The sequence below is a fragment of the Chitinophaga sp. G7 BAM 1005 genome (assembly GCF_057126945.1).
Genome location: NZ_CP181478.1, coordinates 2,060,685 through 2,085,883, shown reverse-complemented (window position 1 = coordinate 2,085,883; position 25,199 = coordinate 2,060,685). Strand labels below are relative to the sequence as shown.

At 48.9% G+C, this 25,199-nt stretch carries 24 protein-coding genes; 5 read left to right on the top strand and 19 right to left on the bottom strand.

The window, feature by feature from the left end:
* Nucleotides 1-232 precede the first annotated feature (232 nt).
* A complete protein-coding gene (locus ACMXI2_RS08440) occupies nucleotides 233-2,191 on the top strand; it encodes a sialate O-acetylesterase (RefSeq protein WP_483781246.1) in 1,959 nt (652 codons plus the stop codon).
* Nucleotides 2,192-2,424: 233 nt separating this feature from the next.
* Here ACMXI2_RS08440 and ACMXI2_RS08435 read toward each other — a convergent pair whose 3' ends face one another.
* Complete coding sequence (locus ACMXI2_RS08435) at nucleotides 2,425-3,276, bottom strand: NADPH-dependent FMN reductase (protein WP_483781245.1); 852 nt, start codon at nucleotides 3,274-3,276, stop codon at nucleotides 2,425-2,427.
* A gap of 28 nt (nucleotides 3,277-3,304) precedes the next feature.
* Between ACMXI2_RS08435 and ACMXI2_RS08430 the strand changes: the two genes are divergently transcribed.
* Entirely contained in the window at nucleotides 3,305-3,535 is a 231-nt protein-coding gene (locus tag ACMXI2_RS08430; protein WP_483781244.1) for a glycoside hydrolase domain-containing protein, read from the top strand.
* Here ACMXI2_RS08430 and ACMXI2_RS08425 read toward each other — a convergent pair.
* Nucleotides 3,461-3,715: a hypothetical protein gene (locus ACMXI2_RS08425; protein ID WP_483782429.1), complete on the bottom strand. Its 255-nt coding sequence runs from the start codon at nucleotides 3,713-3,715 to the stop codon at nucleotides 3,461-3,463. The genes ACMXI2_RS08430 and ACMXI2_RS08425 overlap by 75 nt on opposite strands.
* Nucleotides 3,716-3,865: 150 nt before the next feature.
* Nucleotides 3,866-5,008 carry a glycoside hydrolase family 130 protein gene (locus ACMXI2_RS08420; protein WP_483781243.1) on the bottom strand — a complete coding sequence of 381 codons (1,143 nt, stop codon included), beginning with the start codon at nucleotides 5,006-5,008 and terminating at the stop codon, nucleotides 3,866-3,868.
* Between the two features lie 200 nt (nucleotides 5,009-5,208).
* Between ACMXI2_RS08420 and ACMXI2_RS08415 the strand changes: the two genes are divergently transcribed.
* Nucleotides 5,209-5,751, top strand: coding sequence for a hypothetical protein (locus tag ACMXI2_RS08415; protein WP_483781242.1), 543 nt, complete (start codon nucleotides 5,209-5,211; stop codon nucleotides 5,749-5,751).
* 45 nt (nucleotides 5,752-5,796) lie between these two features.
* Here ACMXI2_RS08415 and ACMXI2_RS08410 read toward each other — a convergent pair whose 3' ends face one another.
* The 13 genes from ACMXI2_RS08410 to ACMXI2_RS08350 form a co-directional block, all read right to left on the bottom strand.
* Nucleotides 5,797-7,212: a GDSL-type esterase/lipase family protein gene (locus tag ACMXI2_RS08410; protein ID WP_483781241.1), complete on the bottom strand. Its 1,416-nt coding sequence runs from the start codon at nucleotides 7,210-7,212 to the stop codon at nucleotides 5,797-5,799.
* A gap of 19 nt (nucleotides 7,213-7,231) precedes the next feature.
* The gene (locus ACMXI2_RS08405; RefSeq protein ID WP_483781240.1) at nucleotides 7,232-9,406 is read right to left on the bottom strand and encodes a c-type cytochrome domain-containing protein; all 2,175 of its coding nucleotides are present in this window, start codon (nucleotides 9,404-9,406) and stop codon (nucleotides 7,232-7,234) included.
* Complete coding sequence (locus tag ACMXI2_RS08400) at nucleotides 9,406-10,431, bottom strand: NHL repeat-containing protein (RefSeq protein ID WP_483781239.1); 1,026 nt, start codon at nucleotides 10,429-10,431, stop codon at nucleotides 9,406-9,408. Before ACMXI2_RS08400 ends, ACMXI2_RS08405 begins: the two co-directional genes overlap by 1 nt.
* A gap of 15 nt (nucleotides 10,432-10,446) precedes the next feature.
* A complete protein-coding gene (locus ACMXI2_RS08395) occupies nucleotides 10,447-11,901 on the bottom strand; it encodes a DUF1501 domain-containing protein (RefSeq protein ID WP_483781238.1) in 1,455 nt (484 codons plus the stop codon).
* A 21-nt stretch (nucleotides 11,902-11,922) separates the two neighbouring features.
* Nucleotides 11,923-14,241, bottom strand: a complete 2,319-nt coding sequence (locus tag ACMXI2_RS08390) for a PSD1 and planctomycete cytochrome C domain-containing protein (protein WP_483781237.1) — start codon at nucleotides 14,239-14,241, stop codon at nucleotides 11,923-11,925.
* 239 nt (nucleotides 14,242-14,480) lie between these two features.
* Complete coding sequence (locus ACMXI2_RS08385; RefSeq protein WP_483781236.1) at nucleotides 14,481-15,080, bottom strand: 4'-phosphopantetheinyl transferase family protein; 600 nt, start codon at nucleotides 15,078-15,080, stop codon at nucleotides 14,481-14,483.
* A complete protein-coding gene (locus ACMXI2_RS08380; protein ID WP_483781235.1) occupies nucleotides 15,077-15,331 on the bottom strand; it encodes an acyl carrier protein in 255 nt (84 codons plus the stop codon). Before ACMXI2_RS08380 ends, ACMXI2_RS08385 begins: the two co-directional genes overlap by 4 nt.
* Nucleotides 15,332-15,341: 10 nt before the next feature.
* The gene (locus tag ACMXI2_RS08375) at nucleotides 15,342-16,616 is read right to left on the bottom strand and encodes a beta-ketoacyl-[acyl-carrier-protein] synthase family protein (protein WP_483781234.1); all 1,275 of its coding nucleotides are present in this window, start codon (nucleotides 16,614-16,616) and stop codon (nucleotides 15,342-15,344) included.
* Nucleotides 16,609-17,061 carry a 3-hydroxyacyl-ACP dehydratase FabZ family protein gene (locus ACMXI2_RS08370; RefSeq protein WP_483781233.1) on the bottom strand — a complete coding sequence of 151 codons (453 nt, stop codon included), beginning with the start codon at nucleotides 17,059-17,061 and terminating at the stop codon, nucleotides 16,609-16,611. The genes ACMXI2_RS08375 and ACMXI2_RS08370 overlap by 8 nt, the downstream gene beginning before the upstream one ends.
* A 3-nt stretch (nucleotides 17,062-17,064) precedes the next feature.
* Nucleotides 17,065-17,838, bottom strand: a complete 774-nt coding sequence (locus ACMXI2_RS08365; RefSeq protein WP_483781232.1) for an SDR family oxidoreductase — start codon at nucleotides 17,836-17,838, stop codon at nucleotides 17,065-17,067.
* Complete coding sequence (locus tag ACMXI2_RS08360) at nucleotides 17,832-18,884, bottom strand: type III polyketide synthase (RefSeq protein WP_483781231.1); 1,053 nt, start codon at nucleotides 18,882-18,884, stop codon at nucleotides 17,832-17,834. The genes ACMXI2_RS08365 and ACMXI2_RS08360 overlap by 7 nt, the downstream gene beginning before the upstream one ends.
* Nucleotides 18,881-19,591: a methyltransferase domain-containing protein gene (locus tag ACMXI2_RS08355; RefSeq protein ID WP_483781230.1), complete on the bottom strand. Its 711-nt coding sequence runs from the start codon at nucleotides 19,589-19,591 to the stop codon at nucleotides 18,881-18,883. The genes ACMXI2_RS08360 and ACMXI2_RS08355 overlap by 4 nt, the downstream gene beginning before the upstream one ends.
* Complete coding sequence (locus ACMXI2_RS08350) at nucleotides 19,582-20,721, bottom strand: NAD(P)/FAD-dependent oxidoreductase (RefSeq protein WP_483781229.1); 1,140 nt, start codon at nucleotides 20,719-20,721, stop codon at nucleotides 19,582-19,584. The genes ACMXI2_RS08355 and ACMXI2_RS08350 overlap by 10 nt, the downstream gene beginning before the upstream one ends.
* A gap of 197 nt (nucleotides 20,722-20,918) precedes the next feature.
* Between ACMXI2_RS08350 and ACMXI2_RS08345 the strand changes: the two genes are divergently transcribed.
* Nucleotides 20,919-21,230 carry a hypothetical protein gene (locus ACMXI2_RS08345; protein ID WP_483781228.1) on the top strand — a complete coding sequence of 104 codons (312 nt, stop codon included), beginning with the start codon at nucleotides 20,919-20,921 and terminating at the stop codon, nucleotides 21,228-21,230.
* A 92-nt stretch (nucleotides 21,231-21,322) separates the two neighbouring features.
* Here ACMXI2_RS08345 and ACMXI2_RS08340 read toward each other — a convergent pair whose 3' ends face one another.
* On the bottom strand, nucleotides 21,323-21,874 hold the full coding sequence (locus ACMXI2_RS08340) for a GNAT family N-acetyltransferase (RefSeq protein WP_483781227.1): 552 nt from the start codon (nucleotides 21,872-21,874) through the stop codon (nucleotides 21,323-21,325).
* Nucleotides 21,875-21,990: 116 nt separating this feature from the next.
* Here ACMXI2_RS08340 and ACMXI2_RS08335 point away from each other — a divergent pair, with 116 nt between their 5' ends.
* Nucleotides 21,991-23,256, top strand: a complete 1,266-nt coding sequence (locus ACMXI2_RS08335; RefSeq protein ID WP_483781226.1) for a hypothetical protein — start codon at nucleotides 21,991-21,993, stop codon at nucleotides 23,254-23,256.
* A gap of 47 nt (nucleotides 23,257-23,303) precedes the next feature.
* Here ACMXI2_RS08335 and ACMXI2_RS08330 read toward each other — a convergent pair whose 3' ends face one another.
* Both ACMXI2_RS08330 and ACMXI2_RS08325 read right to left on the bottom strand, forming a co-directional pair.
* Nucleotides 23,304-23,927: a hypothetical protein gene (locus ACMXI2_RS08330; protein WP_483781225.1), complete on the bottom strand. Its 624-nt coding sequence runs from the start codon at nucleotides 23,925-23,927 to the stop codon at nucleotides 23,304-23,306.
* A gap of 85 nt (nucleotides 23,928-24,012) precedes the next feature.
* Entirely contained in the window at nucleotides 24,013-25,197 is a 1,185-nt protein-coding gene (locus ACMXI2_RS08325; protein WP_483781224.1) for a glycoside hydrolase 100 family protein, read from the bottom strand.
* Nucleotides 25,198-25,199 lie beyond the last annotated feature (2 nt).

Genomic DNA, 25,199 nt, shown 5'->3' with positions numbered 1-25,199 from the left:
ATCTGATGATGTAAAATTACGAAACAACGGGGCGGGGGCTGTTATACAATTCATGCTATCTTTTACATAATTCTCATGCGGATGTTTTTATGCCTTTCAGGCGATACAGGTGATATTATATCATTTTTGCCAACCCGCCCTGAAAAATTATAAAATAATGCCTGTCTTCCTTACATTTATACGCACATGATTCAACAGGGGTCTTCCCCGCAATACAGACAATACCACAATTATGAAAAAAAACGTTTTATTACTGGCGGCAACCATGATAAGTTCCTTCAGTTTTGCCGATGTCCGTTTACCCAACGTTTTCGGCGACAACATGGTGTTACAGCGCGACAAGCCAATCCCGGTATGGGGTTGGGCCGATAAAAATGAAAAGGTAACCATCCGGTTCAACCAACAGGAAAAAACCGTAAAAGCAGATAAGAACGGTAAATGGAAGGTTTTCCTGCAGCCGGAGAAAGCAGGCGGCCCCTATACCCTGTCGGTGAAAGGCAAAAATGACATCAGCCTCCACGATATCCTGATGGGCGACGTATGGATCTGCAGCGGGCAATCGAACATGGAATTCCATGTGAACGGGGTAACCAACGCGAGCAAGGAAATTGCCCAATCCGCCAACCCGGCCATCCGCCATTTTTACCTCCCCAAAGCGATGTCGGTGGTTCCGCTGGAAGACGTGAAGCAAAGCGCCTGGCTCCCCGCATCACCGGAAAATACCGGCGATTTTACAGCGGTAGGCTACTTCTTTGCCAAAGCACTGAATGAACAAACACACGTACCTATCGGGTTAATACATACTTCCTGGGGCGGCACCATCGTGGAAACCTGGATCAGCCGCGAAGGACTGGCCAACGCCGGGGACTTCAGCGACGTGATGCAACGCCTTCAAACACTAAACCTGGACTCCGCTGCGATCATCGCCAAAAACAGGCAGCAGGAGCTGATCCGGAATTTACAGGGCAGCCTCCCCAATGCGGCTACACTGGCCACCTGGTCCACTCCCCGTGCGGACGACCAGTCCTGGAAAAAAATGAAGGTACCCGGTCTGTGGGAGCAACAACAGCTGCCCGACTTCGACGGGATCGTATGGTTCCGTAAAAGCTTCCAGGTGGCCGACGCCGATGCCGGCAAACCGGCAGAACTGAGCCTGGGCGTCATAGACGACAACGACGTTACTTATATTAACGGTACACAGGTAGGCAGTACCAAAGGCTACGACGCCTCGCGTACCTATAAAATCCCTGCCGGGGTTTTAAAAGCCGGTAACAATGTAATTGCAGTTAGCATTGAAGATAATACCGGCGGCGGTGGTTTTTATGGAGATGCAGAAAGTGTTTTTCTGCAAACAGCCAGCCAGAAACTATCCCTTGCAGGAGATTGGGCGTTCCGCATCCAGAAGGCGTTCAATCCCGGCGCCAGCGTGGGCCCCAACAGTTATCCTTCCCTGCTGTTTAATGCCATGATCAACCCGGTGCTGCCTTTTGCCATTAAAGGCGCCATCTGGTACCAGGGCGAAAGCAACGCCGACCGCGCCTACCAGTACCGCAAAGCCTTCCCGCTGATGATCAGCGACTGGCGCCGGTTGTGGAACCAGGGTGAATTTCCGTTTTACTTTGTACAGCTGGCCAGCTTTAATTCCGCCAACGGCAACAGCCAGAAAGGCAGCAAATGGGCAGAGCTGAGAGAAGCGCAAACCCTTACCCTGCAGGTACCCCATACCGGCATGGCCGTTATCACCGACATTGGCGAACCCAAAGATATCCACCCGAAAAACAAACAGGACGTAGGAAAGCGACTGGCTGCCGTAGCCTTACATGATACCTACGGACAAAACAATATTTTCAGCGGCCCGGTATACCAGTCCATGCAGGTAAACGGCAACAAGATAACCGTTAGCTTTACCAGCACCGGCAGCGGTCTGGAAGTAAAGGATAAATATGGCTATATCCGCGGCTTTGAAGTAGCCGGCGCCGATAAGCAATTCCATTACGCCAAAGCATTTGTTGATGGCGATAAAGTAGTAGTGTATGCAGATGAAGTGAGTACACCGGTAGCCGTTCGTTATGGCTGGTCTGATGATAACCTGGAAGATAATCTTTTTAATAAAGACGGCTTCCCGGCCGCGCCTTTCCGCACCGACAACTGGAAAGGCGTAACAGAAGAAGTGAAGTACAGTGTAAGATAAATGTAGCGGGCATCGCCTTCGGCGATGGAAATTGTCTTGGAGCAGGATTACGCTGATTTTACTGATTTTTGGGATTTTATTTTTTTGGATTTTTTAAATGATTAAGGGAGATATAAGCGGATATATTCGTTTTTATCTCCCTTAATCATTTAAAATCAAAAGTGATCAAATCCAAAAAATCAGTAAAATCAGCGTAATCCTGCTCCAAGACAATTTAAAATCGCCGAAGGCGATTAGAACAGGGAGGGCGCCGGCAGCAGGGTGGTTTCTTTCCCCTCTGCCACATCTACCAGTGCATGGATCAGTTTTCGTACCTGCGTTTCCGTGGCCGCGTCCGTGATCACGCCTTCGCCGTTTACTTTTGTTCTTACCGAGGAAATCACCAGCTGCGCATCTTCAGCGATCTTTGACTCAATGATCAGCAGTGTGCCCAGCAGCGACTGGTGCGCTTTATGGCCTGAAGTACCAGCTGTAATCAGCGCTACCGGCTTTTGTGAGAAATGCATGGAAGATACGGTCCAGTCGATCGCATTTTTTAGTGTCCCCGGCACACCAATGGCGTATTCCGGCGTACATATCAGCACGGCATCTGCCGCCGCCAGTTGCGCCCGGAAATGTTGCACCGCCTCCGGCGCACTGTCTGCGGCTGTGTCCAGATCAGGATTAAAATGCGGGATCTCCGTGAGGCAGTGCAGCAGTTGCACGGTAAACTTACCGGCGCTCAGCTCTGTGATCGCTTTGATCAAATGATGATTGGAAGAGGATTGCCGGGTGCTTCCACAGATAGCCAGTAGCTTTATCGGTTGTGTCATATGCGTATCGTTCATTGCCTGCAAATTAAGCGGATTCCGCCACTCTGCCAGCAACGGCGCATCAATTTTATTGATGGCGTACGGGAAAATCTTGCCGCAGAAATCAATCACCGGGATTTTAGCGCACAAACAAAAGCAGGCAGCGATGTATAAAATAAAGCGTTGGGGAAAATTGAAGTAACCTGTTCTTCCGAAAAAGATAAAAAAATCTTTTATACGGCGCTGTATCATACCATGCAGCACCCCGCGTCTTTTCAATGATGTAAAAGGCACCTACCCTGCCTTTGCGCAATCTTACCAGGTGAAACAACTGGCATCAGGCAATTACTACGACGACTTTTCCATGTGGCATATTTACCGCGCGCAACTCCCGCTGTACGAAATACTGGACACCACATTGATCAACGACCTGGTATGTCCACTGATGAAAGGGCATAGGCAAAAGGATTATGCCATCTTAAAGAAAAGGGCCGCTTACAGTAAAAACGGCTTTGGGATGGATGGCATATTTACCGGGAAACTGTTGGGTTAGTTCCGTATAACGCAGGGCGATGTTGCCGGCATAGTCGTATCCGGCCAGTACAAATTTCGAGGTGTCGGCTTTATATTTACCGGCGACGTGCCGTATAACGGTACTGATGCGGTTTACCACGGCGGTATCTGCATATTGCATGTGATGCGGCAAAAAAAGCAGCAACAATGAGTAAGGCAAAAAAACGGGTATGCATGACAGCGTAAATTTAGTACCGGAAAGCAGCCGGCTATGCGGCTAAAAAAGTACCGCAATAACGACTGCTGGTAACCAATGAATTAGTTGTTCCGCATTGTCCGTTTCCGGACCGTTTTGTTCATCCTCGGATACCTATGGCAGCGGATCTCCCGGTGCAGGATGTTTGGGATCAAATACGGCCATCCCTACCCTGCTGTCGGCGCAGCCATAATATAAAATCCATTTCTTCTTAAAATATACCAGTCCCTCTATAAACACAGTGCCTGCGGCATACTGCCCGCTTTTTTCAAATGCCTCCATCGGGCGCAGGAAGGGTACATCCAGGCGGGCAATGGCTTTTTCAGGATCCTGTTTATCAAAAAGTACCTGCCCGGCGCTGTAGGTATTTGCAGTAAAACGCTTGTCGCCTTTATCGCCCGGCTGGTTCTTGCCGTTATAAAGCAATAGAATGCCTTTATCCGTGATAATAGCCGGCGGACCGCACTCCGTAAGCCCGCTGTCGAAATAGCCCTTCCTGGGCCTTATAAGCGCTTTTAATGCACCGCTGCTATCGGTAACGGGTTGCCAGTCGACCAGGTTATCAGACGTAGCGGCAAATACGCCGGCTTCTCCCCAATACATCCAGTACTTACCATTCACTTTTGCAATCACCTGTTTCTTTCCTTTCAGCTCCGTAACAATAGAAGCCGATTTATGTGGCTGATCCACGAAACGGCCGCCGGCTTTCCGGAAGATGGGACCGTGTTTGGTCCAGTTTACCAGGTCCTTGCTGGTGGCTACTCCCAGCCGCGGCACCTGCCGGTTCCATTGTGTATAGAAGATCACATATGTGCCATCAACGGTAACGGCTAAACGGGGATCTTCACAGCCACCCGGCCATTCATAGGTTTGCTGATCATCGTTGCGCGGGTATAATACCGGTATTCTTTTTCTTTTGAAAGAAGTGCCGTTTTTACTTTCCGCATAGCCGATCCGGGAAGTGCGCATGCCTATCTTTATGCCGGATTTATCTTCCGCGCGGTAAAGCACTACTATTTTCCCGGCCTTAACAATGGCGGCAGGGTTAAAGGTGTCGTTCGACTCCCAGTCGACCTCCCTTTGCAGGAGCGAATCATAAAAATGCGCCGTGGAATCTGTACGGATCACGGGATTTACGCCCGCAGGTCTTACAAAGCCGCCCATTGCCCAATCGGGCAAACGGTTGGTTTGGGCCTTCAGCGGATGCTGTGTGATGGCTATTATTGCAGCGAGTAAAAATAGTAGCTTGGTATTCACAGTGGGTATGTTTTGTTTAGCGTGGAAAGGATAAAGATAAGCGGCACTTTTGATTGATAAAATAGATACCCAAAATGTTTTTGAGAAGTTTTTAATGATTTTTGTCATGTCTTAACAAGAAATTATCGGCTAATTTTGCTATCTTAATCCTGGCACCAAAACAAGATCAACATATGCAATACTGTAGCAGAATTTTTTACATGATCTGCTTATTGATGTGTGTCAATATAGCAGCAGACGCGCAAAAGAAGATCACCGGCATTTACCGCAGCATGGATGATTATTTGGCTAACGAACTGAGTTATACCAAAGATAACAGCAGCAAAGCGCCCAGGATCCATTTGCATACGCTTGCGCCTAAAAGTTATGTCACCCTGCAGCATAACGGCAGAAATATTCATATCAACAAAAATGAAATATTTGCTTACCAGCTCACAAATGGCGATGTATACCGGGTAGAAGGTAATCATAGTTACCAGATCCTGAATAAAAACCCGCAATTATTGCTGTATAAGAGAAAAATACCCACTTCTCCGAAAGCAGGTCCGGAAGATCAGTACAAAATGTACTTCTCCGCCCCAAATGGTAAAATACAAACGCTGACCGCCTGGAATGTGAAGCAGGCTTTCCCCGCTCATGAAACATTGGCGGATCAGATGGACACCCACTTTAAGCGTGATGCAGAACTGCTCACCTACGACCGGTTCCGTGGTATGTATAAACTGGAGTGGCTCGTAAAATAAACTACAGACAGTTAGCTTCCGGCATTACGCTGAAAGCTAACTGTTTTACTTTACCGCTTTTAAGATAAAATCTACGATGGGCGTAGGATCCGGGAAGCTATGCGGATGATGGGCAAATCCCGGTTTATGCATCACCGTTATATCACCGTTCAGCGCTTTTATTTTCTCTTCAAATGGCAATGTGTTTTCCGCCGGCGGCACATCCCTATCCGCATCCGCCAACACATGCAGCATCGGGTATTTTCCCTTTACAATTTCCTTTGTTTTATAGAGCGGGCTTCCTTTAAACATTATAGCAGCGCTATCGGAAGTGAAACCGTAATCCTTTTTGAAAGCTTCCCATTCGTTGCGTTTCGTAAACTGTTTTTTAAACTGGCTTCCCGGCCAGCTGCACAGGTCTATCACCGGGTTATCTACATATACGGCCGCTACTTTATCCGGATTTTCAGCCGCCCAGTTGTATACATAAACCGCTCCTCTGCTCATGCCTTCCATCACTGCTTTACGTGCCAGGCCGGCTTTGCGTAACAATGAGTAGTAGCCGTTCCAGAGCCGTATGGCTTCCTTATTGCCAAACAGTTCCGCCACATCGCAATACACCACATGATAACCTCTTTCCAGCAAGGCAATATCTGTTTGCGGTTCATGGCCCCAGAAACGGGCGCGCCAGATCCACGGATGGCCGGCAACCGCAAACTTAGGCGCTACCACTTTACAGGCGCGCCCGCTGAACTCAAAATCCGCGCAACGGTAGCCATAAAATGAAGTGATCTTTTTATCGCCCGGCAGGTGGCTGATAGCGTCAAAAGCCGTGTCCCGAAACGGATGCAGCACTTCATAAAGTGTTTTCGCCATCAGCGTGGTACCCGTTAGTTCAGGATGAATACCATCCGGCATAAGTCCGGGTTTACCGATCAGCAGTGCGTTCAGGTTTACCAGCTCCAGGTTTTCATCATAAGCCACCTGTCTCACCTTCGGTAAAATCTGCGTTGTAATAACCGGGTCCCAGATCTGGGTGGTGTCTTTCACAAAAGAAACAATGGGCTGCAGTAGCAGGATCCGCGGATGCGAAGGCAATGCACGGAATGCGCGGATCATGTCGTGGTAATCCGGTTCGTATTCATCAAGATATACGCGGTTAATCAGCTTGCTGTCGTTGCCCCCCAGGTCGATCAGCACAATGTCTGGATCGCTTGCCAGCGCTGCTTTATACTCCGGCGTATTCCAATAGGGGTGATCCCCTTTTTTGAGTAAGGTGGTACTGCTTACACCATAGTTGGTAACCTCGAAGCCCGGCCCCAGCAGCCTTCCCAGCTGCGCCGGGTAGGATTCTGTTTCAGGACGTTGCAGGCGGGCGCCCGCACAGATGCTTGCACCCAGGCAAGCAATCTTTACCCGTTGCGCCAATAGCGGCACATGATAAAACAAGATCAATAATAAAATAAGATACCTGGACCTCATGAGTAAAAATTATACACAGCTAATTCAACAACACCTCATCTGCAAATGCCCATCCGCGGTTCCCTTTGCCGGGATGCCAGCCAGGTATTTTCAGCAAAGGCTCCATTACCAGCTTCACACAGGAAACGGTGGTAAGCGGGAAAGCAGCTGCTATTTCCATTGCGGTAGCAGGATCGTCTTTTTTCCCTGCGGCAGGAATAATGCGTTTCAACAGCTTCAGGTGTTGTTCATCTGTCCCACCCCATATTTCTATTTTAGCGGGAGGGAAAATATACCCGTTAATATTTCTTAAGATACCCACCGATACTGACTGCAGGGGTACGGGCTGTTTGAATAGCAGCATGGCTGTCATAGGTTCTTTCACGTAGCCCAGCCATTTCCCGTTGCCCTGATCCATGCCGCCTTTCTGCCCGTCGCATAAGGTTTTGGCGCCGTTGCCGGCGTAACTGCCATCCGGCTGTGTGAGCAATACCACACTGTCAGGGATATACGAAGATTTGTAAAAACTAAACTGCACCGGGTCGCTGGCATACCAGCCTTTTTTGCAGGCAATGGCACGGATGGTAGTATTACTTTGCAGCAACAGGCTGTCTTTAAACAGCGGCGAATGGATGCTGTCCGGTACCGATCCATCAGTAGTGTAGCGGATCTCCACCCCTTTTACCGGGTGCTTCAGCAACAGCTGCGTAGCACTACGGAAAACGGAAGCGGTGTTCAGCAATAAAGGTTGATTCAGTTTCAGCAATTGTTTGCCATCGTCTGTAAATCCTTTGATAATGGCTACCTGTTTAAATGCAGCAGGCAGCTGGTCCAGTTCGGCGGCGGTGAGCGCGGTGTTCCACAGGTACAGCTCCTTCAGTGCAGGCGCCGTTTTCAGCGCTTGCAGCTGCTGCAGCGTAACCGGTGTACCGGACAGGGAAAGGCTTTCCAGGTGGGGTAGCTTCGCCAGGGCCGGCAGCGTTTGTCCTTTTACGTTAGTAAAGCTCAGGTTCAGCACCCGTAGTTCCGGGAACTGCGCAATGATATTCAGATCCGCATCCTGCACCGGCATCTTCTGCAGGTGCATTTCTATGATCTGTTTTTTCAGCGGCAGCAGTTCTTCTATTGATTTACTGTTGAACTGATCCTTATTATAACAGTTCACAACAAGTGGCGCTGCATTCAAGGCTACCGGGTAAATAACCCGGTAATTGTTATTCAGCTTTTGCACCAGCTTTTCATCTGCTGCGGCAAAGTTGTATACAGGGGCGGTTGATGCAGCGGGCTGCAACATAGCAGTGGCCAGCAACCGCAGGCTATCCTTTAAGGGTAATGCAGCTACCTTTGTTTTGAAATCGGCGCCGCCTTTGATCCAATAGTACAACAGGTCTGCTTCTTCGGGTGTAAGCTGTGGTTTTCCCGCCGGCGGCATATGCTTTTTGGCATCCGGTGGCAGATGCAGTCTTTCCATTAACAGGCTCATTTCGGGTTTGCCGGCTACAAACAGTTTACCGCTTTTTCCTCCTTTCAGGAGTTGCCGGGGCAGTTCCATCGCCAGCTCTCCTTTGGCCTTACCTGCGTTGTGGCAGTTCATACATTTTTCCTGCAACACCGGTTTCACCAGGTGCTCATATACCAGCGCCTGATCAAAGGACACCTGTGGCCGTTTGCCTGCGGGGCTTACCGGCGCCAGCACAAAGTTTTCGCCGTGCGTAATATCGGCTCCGAAATGACCGGTGATCACCAGCAATGCCGCGGTGATAAGGATACCTCCTTTCTGTAACTGCGGCCGGCTTTTCTCCGATTGTCCAAACCAGTATAAGAGGGAGGCCAGCCAGCACATACTCACGCCGCTCCATTTGTGCCATTGTAAAGTGCTACTGCCGTTGTATCCTTCTTCACCGGATAAAAACAGGCCCATAATAACGGTAACGACTGCACTGAGTGCGCCGGTGAGCAGTAACACCGCTGCCAGCTGTTGTTTCCATGCTTCAGCGGCAGGCTCACGTAAACGGATAAACGTTAAAATACCCGCCACGAGGATCAGTACAATAGGAAAATGCAGCAACAAAGGATGCATGCGCCCCAGCACCTGCAGCCAGGGAGGTAGCACCACCCTGTTGCCAAAGATCACGAGGAAAAGGATAAAAATATTACCGGCAAATAACAGGCTGCTGCCTGCGCTTTGCCATCTGGATGGCTGTTTCACGGTCATTATACCCTCCTGAGTTTATAAGGATACACTTTCCCGGAGGCCCATTGTGCCACGTAGAGGTTCCCGTCGTTGTCCACACATACATCATGCGGATGTACAAATATTTTCTCTGCCTGCTGCATCGGCTGCAGCTTTCCGTTGGTATATACCGGCGCGGTACCACCAATGTTGGAAACTACCTTATTGTCATTATCCAGTATGGTTACAAAGCCACTCCCTTCTGCATCCATATTGGGAGAGCGTAATACTGCGGCATACAGGTGATCGCCTTTTATAACTGCACGGCATACGCAGGCGCCGGGCAGGGCAATTACTTCCTGCAGTTGTCCATCGAGACTAAAGCGTTTAAAGCAATTCCGTGTTCTGTCGGTAACAATAAGCGTAGGCGTGCCTTTGCGATGATCTACCACGATACCGTGGGCATTGTCCAGGTGTTCATCTCCCTGACCCCTTCCTCCAAAATAACCCAGCAGCTTACCGTTGCGGTCATAACGCATTACGTATTGTGCGCCATAACCGTCTGCGATATAAAAGTCGCCGTTGTCTGCTACCGTGGTTTCTGTAGGCACAAACTCTTCTTTCTTTTTATACACGCCTGTTTCAGCGGGATAGTCGATGGTCAGCAGGATTTTACCTTCCATCGTCGTTTTATATACCTGGTGTTTTTCGGTATCAGTAATGAACAGAAACTCTGTACCGTTTTCGTTGCTGAGTGTAAGTCCGTGCGCACCGGGGAATTCATGGCCCCAGTTTTCCAGCAGTTTGCCCGACTTATTATAGATGAGGATATTATTCTTTGTTTCGTTGGTGAGCAGGATAATGCGTCCTTTTTTGTCCTGCACCATTTCATGGCAATCTTTCACCGGATACCGGCTGCTGTCGAGCGTGCCCCATTTGGTGTCCAGTGCGTAACGCATATTATTATGGCCATATACCGGTCCTTTTGGTTTGGCAAAAAGATCGCGGGAAATATAAAAGGAGGCGGTTACTAACGCCGACGTCTGTATGAATTTTCTTCTTTCCATTATAACAGTGTTTTATCAGGCCATCAATCCCGGGATTACCTTGCCAGCCACGTCTGTGAGGCGATAGCGGCGTCCCTGGTGTTTAAAAGTTAATTTCTCGTGATCCAGTCCCATCAGGTGTAAGATGGTTGCATGGAAATCATGCACGTGTACCGGGTCTTTTACAATATTATATCCGAATTCATCTGTTTCACCGTATACGATGCCGGGTTTTACGCCGCCGCCGGCCATCCAGATGGAGAAGCAGCGGGGATGGTGATCGCGGCCATAGTTATCGGCGGTCATTTTACCCTGGCAATAGTTGGTTCTGCCAAATTCGCCGCCCCATATCACCAGTGTTTCATCGAGTAAACCCCGTTGTTTCAGATCGGTGATCAATGCTGCGGAAGCGCGGTCTACGTCCTTTGCCTGTCCGGCCATTTCATTAGGCAGGTTGCCATGCTGATCCCAGCCCTGGTGGTATAGCTGGATAAAGCGCACGCCGCTTTCAGAGAGCTTCCTGGACAACAGGCAATTGGCGGCAAAAGTGCCGGGCACCAGGCAATCCGGTCCATACAGTTTAATGATATCGTCTGACTCTTTAGAGAGGTCAGTGAGTTCGGGTACGGCCGTTTGCATGCGGTAGGCCATTTCATATTGCTGGATCTTGGTATTGATTTCCGGGTCGCCAAATTCTTTATACGACTGATCATTCAATGCGGCCAGCTGATCCAGCATCTGGCGGCGATTGGCCATATCAATGCCTTCGGGGTTATTCAGGTACAGCACGGGGCTTTCACCGCTGCTGAACTGAACGCCCTGGTGGATACTGTCTAAAAATCCGTTGGACCATAGCTTAGAGTATACACCTTGCCCGTTTCCTTTCCCTCTCGACAACAGCACACAAAATGCAGGCAGGTTTTTATTTTCGCTGCCGAGGCCATAGCTCATCCAGGAGCCAAAGCTGGCACGGTTGCCCTGTTGCGCTCCTGTCTGGAAAAAGGTTAGGGCCGGATCATGGTTGATCGCTTCCGTAAACATGGAACGTACAATACAGATGTCGTCCACTATTTTAGCGGTATGTGGAAACAGGTCGCTGATCCAGGCGCGCGCTTCGCCGTACTGTTGAAAATCATAGTGCGAGCCTACCAGCGGGAAAGACGACTGCCCGGAGGTCATACCTGTTAAACGCTGTCCCATACGGATAGATGCCGGTAGTTCCTGTCCCATCATTTCCCGTAGTTTGGGTTTGTAGTCGAAGCTCTCCAGTTGTGAAGGCGCTCCGTTCTGGAACAGGTAGATCACCCTTTTTGCTTTGGGTGCGAAGTGCGGCATACCGGGAATAAAAGGCGCCTCTTCCCCGCTGTTTTTGCCAAAGATATCAGGTACCAGCAATGAACCCAGCGCGAGGCTGCCCACGCCAAGACTCAGGCGCGACAGGAACTTGCGGCGGTTCATATTCAGGTGGTGTTCTATGAATTCGTTTTTCATCGTCCTTTATTATGCGTGACTTTACGTTTTTGAAAGCGTTTCCTCCAGGTTATAGATGGTGGTAATCACCTGCATCATGGCCGCCCATGAGGCATTATCGAGATGTTGCGCCATCGGGTATTCGCCGTGTTGCAGCAGCTTTGCTGCGCTGGCCGGCTGTTGTTTGTACAGCTGTTGCTGCTGTTCGTAATACTTCTCCAGCAAGGTTAGTTCCTGTGGCTGCGGTGTGCGGCAAACAATCAAACGGAACGCCTGCTGAATATTCCTGGAGGTGTTATCATCTTTTTGCAGCAGCCTGGAAGCCAGTACCCTGGAGGCTTCCAGCACAGTAGGATCATTGAGCATGATGAGCGCCTGCAGCGGCGTATTGGTGCTGGCGCGTTTCACTTCGCACTGATCACGGTTACTGGCATCAAAGATCATCATGGATGGCGGCGGCACCGTACGTTTAATGAAGGTGTATAATCCTCTGCGATACAGGCTTTCGCCATGATCCTGTTTATAGCTGGCAAGAATTCCCCTGCCGGAGGTAGCCATTTCCCATAAGCCTTTAGGCTGATAAGGTTTTACACTTGGGCCGCCGATTACCGGTACCAGCAGGCCGCTGCTTTTCAGTACCAGGTCGCGCACACCTTCCGCGGGGAGGCGGAACCGTGGTCCGCGGGAGAGGTAAATATTTTCAGGATCTGCTTTTAGTTTGTTTTTGGAAACGGCGGCCGACTGCCGGTAGGTAGTCGTCATCACCATTTGTTTCACGAGGCGTTTAATATTCCAGCCGTGCTGCATAAAGTCCACTGCAAGCCAGTCGAGCAGTTGCGGATTGGTGGGCAGGTCTCCCTGCATACCGAAGTCGCCGGTGCTTTTCACGATGCCCCTGCCAAATATTTCCTGCCATTGCTGGTTAACGAAAACCCTTGCGGTGAGCGGGTTTCGTTTATCGAACAGCCAGTTGGCCAGTCCGAGGCGATTGGCCGGATATTGTTTCACATCAAACGGCAACACTGCATGTGGCGTTTCCGGCTGCACTTCCAGCGTAGGGTTATCATAGTTACCACGGCCAAGGATATACGTTTTCCGGGTAGTATCCTTTTCGCCCATTACAGATACGATCAGCCTGTTGCTGTCCTGTTTATTAATGAATTTCAGCACGCCTTTGAGATCTTCTTTCGTGATCTCCATGTAAGGCGTTTTGGCGTAGGTTTCCGGGCCGCCCACTACGGATTGCAGTCCTACTTCCTTTACATTATTAAAGAAGGCGAAGAGTTCATAGTATTCTTTTTGTGAGAACGGATCATATTTGTGATCATGACAATGAGCGCACTCGATGGTGATGCCGAGCATGCTTTTACCGAATGTGTTGGTGCGGTCGGAAACATATTCTATACGGTATTCTTCATCTATTACGCCGCCTTCTTCCGTGATTTTGTGATTGCGGTTGAAGCCGGATGCCAGTAGTTGTTCGCGGGTAGCGCCGGGGATCATGTCTCCTGCTATCTGCCAGGTAATAAAATCTTTGTAAGACAGGTTTTCATTGAATGCGTGGATCACCCAATCACGCCAGGGCCACATGGTGCGATAGTTATCGTCCTGGTAGCCGTGCGAATCAGCGTAACGGGCCACGTCCATCCAGTGTACAGCCATCTTTTCGCCATAGGCGCTGTCCTGCAACAGTTCATCTACCATGCGTTCATAACCCGCGTCGCTGGTGTCTTTTGCAAAGCGTTCCATTCTTTCAGGAGAGGGAGGCAGGCCGGTAAGGTCAAGGCAAAGACGTTTGAGCAGTCTTTCATGATCCGCTGCCGGGTTGGGTTCCAGCCCTTTTTCTTCCATGCGGGCCAATACAAAATGGTCTATTTCGTTACGCGCCCATTTCTCTTTATTTACGTTGGGCAGGGCAGGTGTTACCGGCGCCACGAAAGCCCAGTGCGGTTTATACTTTGCGCCCTGTTTGATCCATTTTTCAATCAGTTTTACTTCGTGGTTGCTGAGCGACATATTAGAGGATGGCGGCGGCATGCGCATTGAAGTATCTGTGGTGCTGATGCGCTGATACAATACAGAAGCCATAGGGTTACCCGGTACCAGTGCGTGTGCACCCGGTGTTTCACGCAACGCTTTATAGGCGCTGTCAGCAATATCGAGGCGCAGGCCGGCTTCCCGTTTATTGGCATCCGGACCGTGGCAGGCATAGCACTTATCTGATAAGATAGGGCGTATGTCAAAATTGTAGTCTACAATTTCAGGTAATTTCTCCTGCTGATTACCAGGTGTATCGCCATTATTACACGCGTATAAAAAGGCAAGAGAGCAGACGGTGAGTCTGACACAACGTTGGAACATAATTTTCTGCAATTAATTGTGCACTGTACTTGTACGACGGGGAGGCCCGTCAATCATTACTATAGCTATCTGGTTGTTATTAATGGTAAATATCGGGTATAATAACACGCTATTTTGATAGTATTTTGCCGCATGATGGTATTTTATTAGCATTATGTATATACATACCTACAAATTAATCATGATGAGGGTAAGAACATGATTTCAAACGTCCGCTGTTATTTTTAAATCGGGGTGGGTTAAAGGTGGTACATGCCAGGGGCTTTCAGGCACTGGTACCCGTTCAGTTTTACGATGCCACAATATTTTCCGTGATGGCTCACAGAAACCGGCATACTCCTGCCGTCTTCACGGTGAAGGATATACGGTATTCCATTATCATCTTTATAAAATAACTCCTGTAAAGAAAGTACTTCCTGCATAAAATTCGCATAGTTTTCACCAGCAGCCTGTTTTGTAAATACGGCAGCGTGTTGCATCAGCCGGGGGGTTTCGGCCGCACAGGTATGGATACAATGATCAGTGATAAAACTCTGATAACAATAAGTGTGTTGATCATATAACACGGTGCCTGTATAGCACCCGGCTGAAGTAACGTCCTGCTCTACCTGGCAGCAAAACCTTTGCGGCGCATACTTTCTTTCGCCGGTATTACGATGCACTATTTTATACACCGCTTCCTTGCAGCTCCATAGCAACCAGGTGAGCACTGCGGGGGCGGCGGCATCACGGATCATCCTGATTTCCTCCGGCAGGAACAATTTCTCCAGGAAGCCTTTGCGATAAATGCGGCTTTCGATGGCAGCAGCCCGGAGATCTATAATGTCGTTGCCGATCATTTCTCGTTCAGCTTTGCTTCCACAATATCAAGTGCGGCCTGCACGTTCAGCATGCGTTCCATTTCTTCGTTCTGGATCACGATATCGTACTTCTCTTCTACATCCAGTACCACGTCTACCAGGTTGGCAGAATTAATTTTGAGATCATGGATAAAATCAGTGGAAGTGTTGATGGTTGCCAGCGCTTCCTGATTTTTAGCATAGGGCCTTACTATTTCTCTCAACTGCTCAATGAATGTTTCTTTATCCATATTATTTTGTTTAAGGTTGCAGGTATTTTTGCAGAATAATACAAGCGTTTACATCTCCAAAACCAAAGCTCGCTTTCGCTGCTAAATTTATGTCTTTATACAATAGCTGTTCCGGAATTCTTTCGCGGTGTACCCGTGCCTGAATATCAGGGTGAAGATCTTCGCAGTTGATATTGGGAGATACAAATCCTTCCTTTAGCTGCAATGCCACAGCTACCAGTTCAATACTCCCGGAGGCGCTAAGACAATGGCCCACCATTGATTTCAACGCATTGATATAAGGAAAGTTTTTCCCGTTGCGCTGAAGTGCGGTACACCAGTTGGCTATTTCTTCTGCATCTTTGCCGGTAGCGGTAAGGTGACCGTTGATCAGGTCAATATCAGCAGCCTGCACACCTGCCTGTTGAAGGGCCGCTGCAATGCAACGCTGCACTGCAACCGGATTGGGGGCCGTCATACTGCCACCGTTCCGTTGCCCGCCGGAATTGATATTGCCGCCCAATACTTCCGCATAGATAGTAGCGCCGCGTTCCAGCGCGCTATCCAGTGATTCCAGTACCAGCGCTCCTGCCCCGCTGCCGGGAACAATACCGCTGGCGGTGGCGCTCATGGGCCGGGAACCTGCCTCCGGGCGTTCGTTAAATTTAAAGGTGCTTACTTTCATGGCATCGAAGCCGCCCCAGATGTAAGGGCCGCTATCGCTGGTACTACCAGCCAGTATGCGTTTAGCATGACCGTGTTTAATCCGCTCATAAGCCATCAGTACGCTTTCTGCGCCGGTGGTACAGGCAGAGGAATTAGTGGTTACCTGGTTGCCGAGGCCCAGTTTTCCACCGAGGAAAGCGCTGATGCCGCTGGTCATGGTTTGCGTAACTGCGGTGCTGCCTAAACGACGCACCTGTAGTTCATCTACCTTATAAACGGATTCGCGGAATTTATCCACGCCGGAAGTGCCGGCGCCGAAAATGGCGCCGCTGTCCCAGTCGGGGGTTTCCGATGCGATAGCCAAACCCGCATCTGCCCATGCCTGCATGCCGGCTATTACGCCGTAAATGATGCCGGAACTACTCAGCTGCTTTAATTCCAACTCTTCAAAATACTGTTGCTGCAAACTTTCCGGCACATCCGGCTTGCCTGCAATCTGGCAGGAAAATTTCAGCGCGGCCAGTTGTTCATCATAACGGATACCGGATATACCTTTTTTGATCGCTTCGCTGAAAGCGGCAATACCTGTACCGTTTGGCGCTACTACTCCTAAACCTGTTATGACAACCCTGTTATTCATTTTTACTATTGATGATCATGCCGGCCATCGTTCCATCACACACTAAAGCACCGGCAGCATTATATAATGCCACGCGGCATTTTAACTTGTTAAAGCGGAAATATATTTTCGTAGCCTGCGCCTTCACCGTTTCACCGGGCGCCACAGGCAAATAAAAGTCGATGTGGGTAGCCGTCATAGCTACCGTGGGTAACTGCTCCCGTATCTCAATCTCATCTCTCAAAAGATAAATACCCAGGCAGGCCAGCCCTGTTTGCGCCATTACTTCTGTAAGCAACACGCCCGGCGTAACAGGAAGCCCTTTAAAGTGGCCCTTATAACAAGGCATATCTGCGTGGAAGGTATATACACCCGTTACTTTTTCTTCATCAATATATTCCAGTTCATCCACAAACAGGAAAGGCGGTGCATATGGTAAATGCTGCAGGATCTCTTCTTTTGTCATATGCTAATGAATATGTGTTCCTCCGTCCACCGGTATAACGGCCCCATTGATCCAGGCGGCTTCATCTCTGCACAGCAGGTATACTACATTCGCTACGTCCTCTGGTGTGGTAAGCTGCCGGAAGGGATTCCTTTCCCTGCTGTATTCCAGCAATGCTTCGCTGCCCGGAATTTTCCGCAACGATGCCGTGTCGGTAACCCCGGCGCGGATGCAGTTGGCCCTGATGCCATGCGGCGCAAATTCCAGCGCTATGCTCCGGGTAATGGATTCCAGCGCCGCCTTCGCAGCAGATACCGCTGCATAGTGCGCCATTGCTTTGTAACTACCATCGCTTGTAAAAGAAAGGATACGTGCATCTGTGGCAAACAGTTGCCTGTGCAGGATATCGGCCGACCATTCGTATAAGCTCACCGCCATATGTCCGATGGTGGTATTGAAATCATCCGCCTCCAGATCCGGTAAAGCTTTGACGTTACCCCTTGCGATGCTATGCAGCAGGCAGCGGATACGACCTGTGCCCATCGCCCCCTGTAACTGCTGTAAAATGTCTGCACGCTTCCCGGTGTTGAGCACATCGGTGTTAAATGTGAGCAGCTGCACGCCTTGTGACCTGATTTCCTCAAATTGCTGCTGGATATCTGCCAGTTCCACGCGGGTATTGCGGTATACAATACAGATGTTCATGCCATGCGCCGCCAGCTTACGTGCCGAGGCCAGTCCAAGCCCGCTGCTGCCTCCCAATATTAATGCCCAGTAAGATGAAAACTCTGTTACCATTGTAATAATATTCTTTGTGCGGAAAAGCCCGGGCCAAAACTCAGCATCAGTCCTTTGTCGCCTTCCGGCAACGACTGCTCCATAAATCTTTCCAATACATATAACACCGTAGCGCTGGACATGTTGCCATACGACCGCAGAATTTCTTTGGTATCGTCCAGTTTCTTTCCCATAGTGCGGAACAGTTCTTCCACAAGGGTGATGATCTTTTTCCCGCCGGGATGAAAGATGAGATGATCGATATCTTCGATAGTAAGATTATTTTTTGCCAGGAAAGGGTGTACGATATCGCCGAAGTGCGCTTCTATTTTTTCGGGTACCTCTATATCCAGCACCATTTTTAAACCGGTGTTGGAGAGATGGAATCCCATCAGGTATTCCGCATCATAGAAGTGATACATTTCTTCCGCGATAATTTCCGGGCCGGGATCCTGTTCATGGGAAGAAAGAATCGCGCAGGCAGCTCCGTCGCCGAAGATGGCTGCGCTGACGATATTGGCCATCGAAAAATCGTCCAGCTGGAATGTGGCGGTAGGCGACTCCACGGCTATTACCGCCGCTCTTTTACCTGGGTTTGCCTCCAGCATTTTTTTGGCATAGATGATCCCCGAAACTCCTGCGGCACAACCCATCTCCGTAACGGGCAGGCGTACAATATCCTGGCGCAGCTGCAGTTCATTGATCAGGTATGCATCCAGGGATGGGATCATGATGCCGGTGCAGCTCACGGTGATGATATAGTCGAGGTCTGTTCCTTTCAAACCGGCTTTATCCAGCGCGCTTTGCAGGCAGGTGCGGCCCAGGGCGATCATCTCCCGCTGGTAGATATTATTTTTATCTTCAAAAGAAGTACTGGTAAATACTTCTTCAGGTCCCATAATAGAATAACGTTTATCCACGCCGGCGTTTTCAAAGATCTTGATCACCTTGCGGATAAATCTTTCTTCCTGGCCCTGGAGCCATAAGGATAAGTAAGGGATAATTTCGGCAGTAGTTCTTGAGTAAGGCGGTAGTGCTTTTGCGACAGTCTGAATTTTAACGCTCATAGTTTATTGATTATCCATTGATACCGGAACGCCCATTTCCATTTGAGGGAATACTGATCAATATTAAGGTCAGCCGATAAATGTTGTAATTCTTTCTTTTTAAATCCCCGGAGAATGGATACCAGTCCATCTTCCCTGACCATACTGTTTAAATTAAACACAAAGCATACCAGTTGAAACAGGCGGTATGCTAATGCGCTGCGGTGCAGATCATTAACGACTACTCCTTTCCCGGCCTGCCGGTAAAAGACTTTCATCAGTTCCCGGATTTCCGCTTCTTTAAAGTGATGCAGCGTAAGCGTGCACAAAACAATATCATAGCGTTGCTCCCGGAAGGCTGGCTGCGTAATATCCTGGCAATAATACTCAATGTGCGGATAATCTTTTGATAAATTCCGTGCATGCGTTACCGTAGCCTGGTTGGCATCGATGCCGGTTAACTTTATTTTTCTTTGGGATGAAAAAGTATCCGACAGTTGCCGCAGCATATCACCGTTGCCGCAGCCTATATCCACGATGGTAATTTCCTGGCTGGCGGGAATATCTTTGATGAGGGCCGCTACCCCTTTACGGGTGATGCGGTTGCCTCCCAGTAAGAAATTGATTTGTGCTATTTTATCCAGCGTGGCTTTCAGCAGATCGCCGTCCATACTGAAATCGTCCATGATTTCGGTAGCCTGGCTCCGGTGCCGGGTCTTTACACGCATTCCGGTACAGCATTTAGCGGTTTCCCATGCGTGCGCCTGATAATTCCCGGCAACAGGCCAGGGAAGAGGATTAGTCCTTTCATCATCGTAGCAGAAAGTTTTTCATTGCGGAACAACCGGGATAATACACGACCGGTGCGCATGCGGCCGCTGAACATTTTGTTCCAGGCTTTTATATAATTCTGTTCCATCAATAAACGGTTACGCGTGGTGGCTGAAAAGTATTCCAGCACCTTATCGGATGCTATCTGCGCGCTTTGTATGGCCATAGCCATACCGTTGCCGCAAAGCGGGTGAATAAGCCCCGCGGTATCGCCGATCATCAGGATATGATTCAGTACCTTTTCTTTATCTGTAAACGATACCTGGCTGATGGTTAAAGGTTTATCGAACAAGGCGGTGCTGTTTTCAAAGATATCCTTCAGATGCTGATTACGGTATAACACCTGTTCGCGGTGTGATTCTATCTGCTTAAAATTCTTAAAACTCTCATAGCTTACCAGGTAGCAGATATTCAGGATATCATCTTCTACTTTTGATACGCCGCAATAGCCACCATCGAAATTATGAAGCCCAACAGTATCGGGCGGAAAGTTGCCACGGTAATGCGATTTCACGGCCAGCCAGGGCGATTTTTCATTAAAGAACGGACGGGCAAGCTTTCCATCAAGTGCAGCTCTTTTACCATAAGCGCCCAACACCACCGGCGCTGAAAAAACGCCATAGCTGTTGGTATCAATAAAAAAACGGTCGTTTTCAAATACCACGTTGGTAACGGTATCTTCAATTAACTCCACCCCGTTTTCGATCATTGTTTGCATCAGGAACTGGTCGAACGTATACCGGCTTACACCAAAACCTCCCAATGGAAGCGGTGTTTCCAGCGTTTTGCCATAATGATCTGAAATAATTAACTGGTTGATCCGGGAAGGATGCAATACCGAAGGATCTGCCCCGAGCGACTGCAGATATGGTAATACTTCATTGGAAACATACTCCCCGCATACCTTGTGCGAAGGGTATTTACTTTTTTCGATCACGGTTACCTGTAATCCTGCCTTCGATAAATGAATAGCACTGGTGAGGCCCGACAGGCCCCCACCTATAATAATAACATCTCTTGAACCCATACCCCTATGGTTAAAACAATAACAAGCTCCGACACAAGGAAGGTAGCCTACCCCAATATAATGAATTTATAGTTGATTTCAGTTTCGCTAAGATCAGAATATTCTTTATAAATCATGGCCTTATAAAACTTAACATTGGCAATATTATTTAATTGTTAATTTTGAATATAATATATTTTGTAAATAAATAATGCTCCATGACTGATTCGAGTAAACCGACCGGCAAGCATCTTAAAAAAGAAGCTGGTGTAAAAGTAGCCGACGTATTAACCGCATTAAGCGATTTAAAAGAGAAGCTGGGAGAGAAGAAATTTCTCCGGAATGTAAAAAAGGCCACTAAAGCGATGATAGCAGGACTAACAGATAAACCAAAAGGACCTGCCAAGCCGAAGAAGAAAGCTGCTGCTGAGAAAGCCGCTGCGCCCAAAGCCAACACTCCCAAAGCCGCCGACAAGAAAGTGACGCCAAAAAAAGCTGCTCCCAAGAAAACTGCCGCTAAAAAAGCTTAATCCTGCATCTGTAATTCCTGTGAGTGTCTTTATTGTTCCTGGTTGCAGGAACCAGTATTGTTGTGTCCTCAACCGGCGGACAATAGAGATACTTACAGGTCCGGCGTTTTATCCCTTACATACCGGTTAACGTCGTATCCTTTGTCGTCCCATATCATGCCTTTCACCACCAGCGCTTCATGGTGGAATCCTGTTTTAATCAACACCCTTTCAGAGGCTTCGTTGCCGGGTAATACATCTGCCACGATCTTTTTCAAATCCAGTGTGGAGAAACAATACTGCACTACCGCCTCAATGGCTTCGGCCATGTAGCCTTTACCCCAGTATTCCTGGACCAGCGCAAACACCAGCGGCACTGTATCTGCTGTTTCATAATTATTGAAACCGATAAAACCGATCAGCGCTGTTTTTTTTTCAAGCGCAATGCCCCAGCGGATCCCCTGCTTATCAGAAAAACGCTTTTTAAAAAGATCGATGACGGGGCGAACATTGGCCACTTCACTCAGCGGTATTACATGATAGTACCGGGTAACCCGTTTATCTGTCAGCAGGTAAAACAAATCCGGCTGATGCGAATGTTCAATTTCAATCAGGTGAAGACGCGGCGTGGACAAGACGGGAAAGATATCCGGCAGTAAACTCATATGCTGGTTGGGTCGTTTTAATACACCCAATATAAAAACAAATGCACCACACAACCAAAAATGTTATTCCCGCCAGTCAAAAAAAAGTATCTTGTTTTCAAAATTTATTCCACGACATGTTAGTATTCACTCAGCGTCCGGCGGCAGCATTGCTGGCTGCAGGCATTAGTTTGTGGGCTATTACCGCCCGCTCCCAAACACCCTCCTTCAACGGAAAAGGCATTACCAGGCCCGCGTTGGAACATTACCTGGATCATGCGGTTACCATGACCGAATTTCTTTCGGTAGATCCTTACGCCTCCGATGCGCCTTATCCCAACAAAGAAGATGACATCCGCCTGATCAGGAACATCGGGGCAAAGTTTATAGGCCGCGCCATTTACCGCTGGGGCGGGGAATCGGTGCTCAACAACAAAGATTTTCTTAGTGGTGCCAAACAGCTGGTACAGGAAGTGCAGAAAAATGACCCGGAAGTAATTTTCCAGGCTGCCCTGTTTGAGCAGATCAGTGAACAGGTAAACACCATTCCTGTTCCGGCATGGGCATTCAAAGCGTTGGGACTACCGGCAGAAGACAGGCACTTCCGGTACGCCAGCATGCTCAATACAAAAGGAAAACTGGTAGATCATTGGAGTAAAGGCAACAGCGTACCGGATATTACACGCGTGGAAACGCAGCTGTGGTTTATGTTCCTGGCGGGCACCTATATGGAAGTGGGCTGCGAAGCACTGCACCTCGGACAAATTGCCCTGATAGGCATGGAAGATCCACAGCTGACGGAATGGGCGGCCTTCCTGGAAAAATTACGGGCCTATGCAAAAGATCATACCCGCCATCACTGGGTATTGCTCGATGCACATACGCCGTCAGGTGGTATGGTAGTCAATGGTAAAAGCTTACTGGATTTTAACTCGTTCCCGCTGCGTATTAAATCCGTACCAGCGCATCCGCAGGAAGGTATTTTAGCAATGGGTTTTACGGATGCCCTTTTCGGGAGAAGCAAAGGCGGTATTACACCCAGTGGCTGGGAAGCCGCGTCAATGCCTTACCTGGTGGAGTTGGATAATTTTGGTATCAGTGATCACCCGGGTGTGCCGGATACCACTACCATTTACCCGTGGGGCTTTGATGAAATCAGCTGGTTTTATCAGCAACCGGAACAATACCGGCACAACTGGCTGCAATATGCACATCAATGGGTAGCAGCGCATGACGCCAATGGTCATTTGCAAATGCCTGTTACCCGTGTAGTTACCCTGGGCCGGAAAAAAACGAGACTGAAATACCGGGCCAATACCCGCTCCACGCAATGTCCGGATGGCATGAACGATGAGGCAGCTATCAAATCCATCTGGCAGGCGGCTGATACCCGGAAGAAATAGGGACCATCACCGGTTACCTTTTGGAAGAAAGATAACCGGTAACTCTTTTATTTCTGTTTCACCAGTTTCATCACTTCAAAGCCGGTTACAACAGCAGAGGATTGTACCTGGTTAAGATTCAGTGTAAGCAGCAACGTATCCGCACTCCAGGAAATTTTTCCACCCACAGCCTGTACTTCAACAGTACCACCGCCATAGGAAGGAGTTTCCATTACGCTCGCGCTGAAATAAATAGAATCTGCTCCTACCAGTTTATAGGGATTGGAAGCATTATACGGATCCATTTCTATCTGGAAAGGCATTTGCAGATCGGTGACCAGCTGTCCATTCATGTACAGCACATTCCTGATAACCGCATCGATAGAATAGCTCATGCCTGTTATCTTGAAAGTACTTCCATCAATTACCACTACGCCTTTGTTATTGAAGGTGGTATAGTCGCTGTAAACAATGGCTTTGGCGCCGGATTCCGATATGCTGCTAACGCTGTTTACACGAACGCCCGCAAAGTTCCAGGTGCCTTCAATTTTATTATTGCCTGTTACAGGTGGGGTGGTAGGCGGTGGTGTGGTGGGGCTAACGTTATCTGGTCCGGCCATTTCAAGGCTTCCGCAGGCAACGAGTGTGGTGGCAAAAACTGCCAGCAGCATCAGGGATCTGTAGATATTCATCTTCATAAGTTTAAAACACAGGGATAATGGGCGTAAAGTTACCATCAATTTGGCGAACGTGTTTTACTAATCTTTCATCAAGTTATCATGAAACAGGTTGCCGCATTCTCATTTCTTCAAAGAAGGGAGTGCGTCTTTCTTCCACGCATTTCGCTGCATACAGGTACAGTGCGGCGCTCCAGGTTTGCCACTCCTGCCCTTTTGCTGTGCCATCCTGTGCTTTCAGCCATTCATTGAAACCGTAATCCACTGTTCCGCTATTGGAAATAGTAATGATCCTGGTGAGTTCCAGCAGTTTCTCTTCTGCCAGCCGGTACTTTTTTGCGGCTACCAATGCGGCTACATAAAAGCCGCAGATGAAAGGCCAGATGCCGCCGTTATGATATTCTCCCGGGAGATTAAAAAAAGTATAACGTTCGTGCCAATCGTTGTCGCCAGGTTTCGTATAGGGGAAGAAGTTAGGCGGCAGCTTTACGGCCAGCTGGTTGTTTCTTATCAGCGCCGCACATTCATCTTCAATCCATGATACCATTTCCGCGGCCCTTGTGGGCGCTGCAATACCGGAGAGTATAGCCAGACTGTTGCCCAGCAGGTCGAACCGTTCACTGCTCAGTACCTTGTAGGACCACATGGCGTAATAAGGTTTGTGTTTCACTACCAGTCCTTCGTGCACATGCCGGTGCTGTACACCGCCGGTGATGGTGAACCTTCCCATTGCCTGCCGTACTTTCTCCGCGCGTTCATGATATCCGAGGATCTGGAGATAACTATATACAAGCGTGTTTACAAACAGTCCGTATCCAAGTACCCATTGTTCATCGCGCCAGTCGCTGGTAGGCTGTTGCGCCACCAGGTAGCGATCCGAGGGACTTTGATATTCCATCCACTGCAGCGATCTGTTCACCGCTTCTTCGAGGAACTGCTCATTCCCAGAGAGCTTGCGATACATACCTGTCACGAGCAGGAAGAGCGGCGTGCTGTCGCTGGCGCCCAGGTCCTGTTTGTCGTGTACGAGAGAAGAAATATGTCCGTGTAGGGTTTGATTTTTCGCCAGTGTTTCGAGTACTTTTCTGATGCTGTTGATCAGCACCTGGTTGCCGGTTACGCCCACGCCAAAAAACGACAGGAGAAGATCTCTCGTGTATGGCTCAGGATATCCCCATCCCGCAGTGCGGGGAAGGCCGTGAAAGGGGCCGTTTACATTATGCAGCAAAACCTTCAGGGCGGCGTCCTTGGCTGCATTGATAGTTAACCAGGAGGAAGCTTCCATGT

Bases quoted from the DNA above. Each gene is read 5' to 3' on its own strand.
- ACMXI2_RS08370 (WP_483781233.1), bottom strand. From the start codon at position 17,061: ATGACAAAAGAAGAGATCCTGCAGCATTTACCATATGCACCGCCTTTC.
- ACMXI2_RS08400 (WP_483781239.1), bottom strand. From the start codon at position 10,431: ATGGAAAGAAGAAAATTCATACAGACGTCGGCGTTAGTAACCGCCTCC.
- ACMXI2_RS08355 (WP_483781230.1), bottom strand. From the start codon at position 19,591: ATGCGTGTAAAGACCCGGCACCGGAGCCAGGCTACCGAAATCATGGAC.
- ACMXI2_RS08375 (WP_483781234.1), bottom strand. From the start codon at position 16,616: ATGAATAACAGGGTTGTCATAACAGGTTTAGGAGTAGTAGCGCCAAAC.
- ACMXI2_RS08360 (WP_483781231.1), bottom strand. From the start codon at position 18,884: ATGAGCGTTAAAATTCAGACTGTCGCAAAAGCACTACCGCCTTACTCA.
- ACMXI2_RS08380 (WP_483781235.1), bottom strand. From the start codon at position 15,331: ATGGATAAAGAAACATTCATTGAGCAGTTGAGAGAAATAGTAAGGCCC.
- ACMXI2_RS08395 (WP_483781238.1), bottom strand. From the start codon at position 11,901: ATGAAAAACGAATTCATAGAACACCACCTGAATATGAACCGCCGCAAG.
- ACMXI2_RS08335 (WP_483781226.1), top strand. From the start codon at position 21,991: ATGTTAGTATTCACTCAGCGTCCGGCGGCAGCATTGCTGGCTGCAGGC.
- ACMXI2_RS08365 (WP_483781232.1), bottom strand. From the start codon at position 17,838: ATGGTAACAGAGTTTTCATCTTACTGGGCATTAATATTGGGAGGCAGC.
- ACMXI2_RS08385 (WP_483781236.1), bottom strand. From the start codon at position 15,080: ATGATCGGCAACGACATTATAGATCTCCGGGCTGCTGCCATCGAAAGC.
- ACMXI2_RS08330 (WP_483781225.1), bottom strand. From the start codon at position 23,927: ATGAATATCTACAGATCCCTGATGCTGCTGGCAGTTTTTGCCACCACA.
- ACMXI2_RS08345 (WP_483781228.1), top strand. From the start codon at position 20,919: ATGACTGATTCGAGTAAACCGACCGGCAAGCATCTTAAAAAAGAAGCT.
- ACMXI2_RS08390 (WP_483781237.1), bottom strand. From the start codon at position 14,241: ATGTTCCAACGTTGTGTCAGACTCACCGTCTGCTCTCTTGCCTTTTTA.
- ACMXI2_RS08410 (WP_483781241.1), bottom strand. From the start codon at position 7,212: ATGAGGTCCAGGTATCTTATTTTATTATTGATCTTGTTTTATCATGTG.
- ACMXI2_RS08340 (WP_483781227.1), bottom strand. From the start codon at position 21,874: ATGAGTTTACTGCCGGATATCTTTCCCGTCTTGTCCACGCCGCGTCTT.
- ACMXI2_RS08405 (WP_483781240.1), bottom strand. From the start codon at position 9,406: ATGACCGTGAAACAGCCATCCAGATGGCAAAGCGCAGGCAGCAGCCTG.
- ACMXI2_RS08415 (WP_483781242.1), top strand. From the start codon at position 5,209: ATGATCTGCTTATTGATGTGTGTCAATATAGCAGCAGACGCGCAAAAG.
- ACMXI2_RS08350 (WP_483781229.1), bottom strand. From the start codon at position 20,721: ATGGGTTCAAGAGATGTTATTATTATAGGTGGGGGCCTGTCGGGCCTC.
- ACMXI2_RS08325 (WP_483781224.1), bottom strand. From the start codon at position 25,197: ATGGAAGCTTCCTCCTGGTTAACTATCAATGCAGCCAAGGACGCCGCC.
- ACMXI2_RS08440 (WP_483781246.1), top strand. From the start codon at position 233: ATGAAAAAAAACGTTTTATTACTGGCGGCAACCATGATAAGTTCCTTC.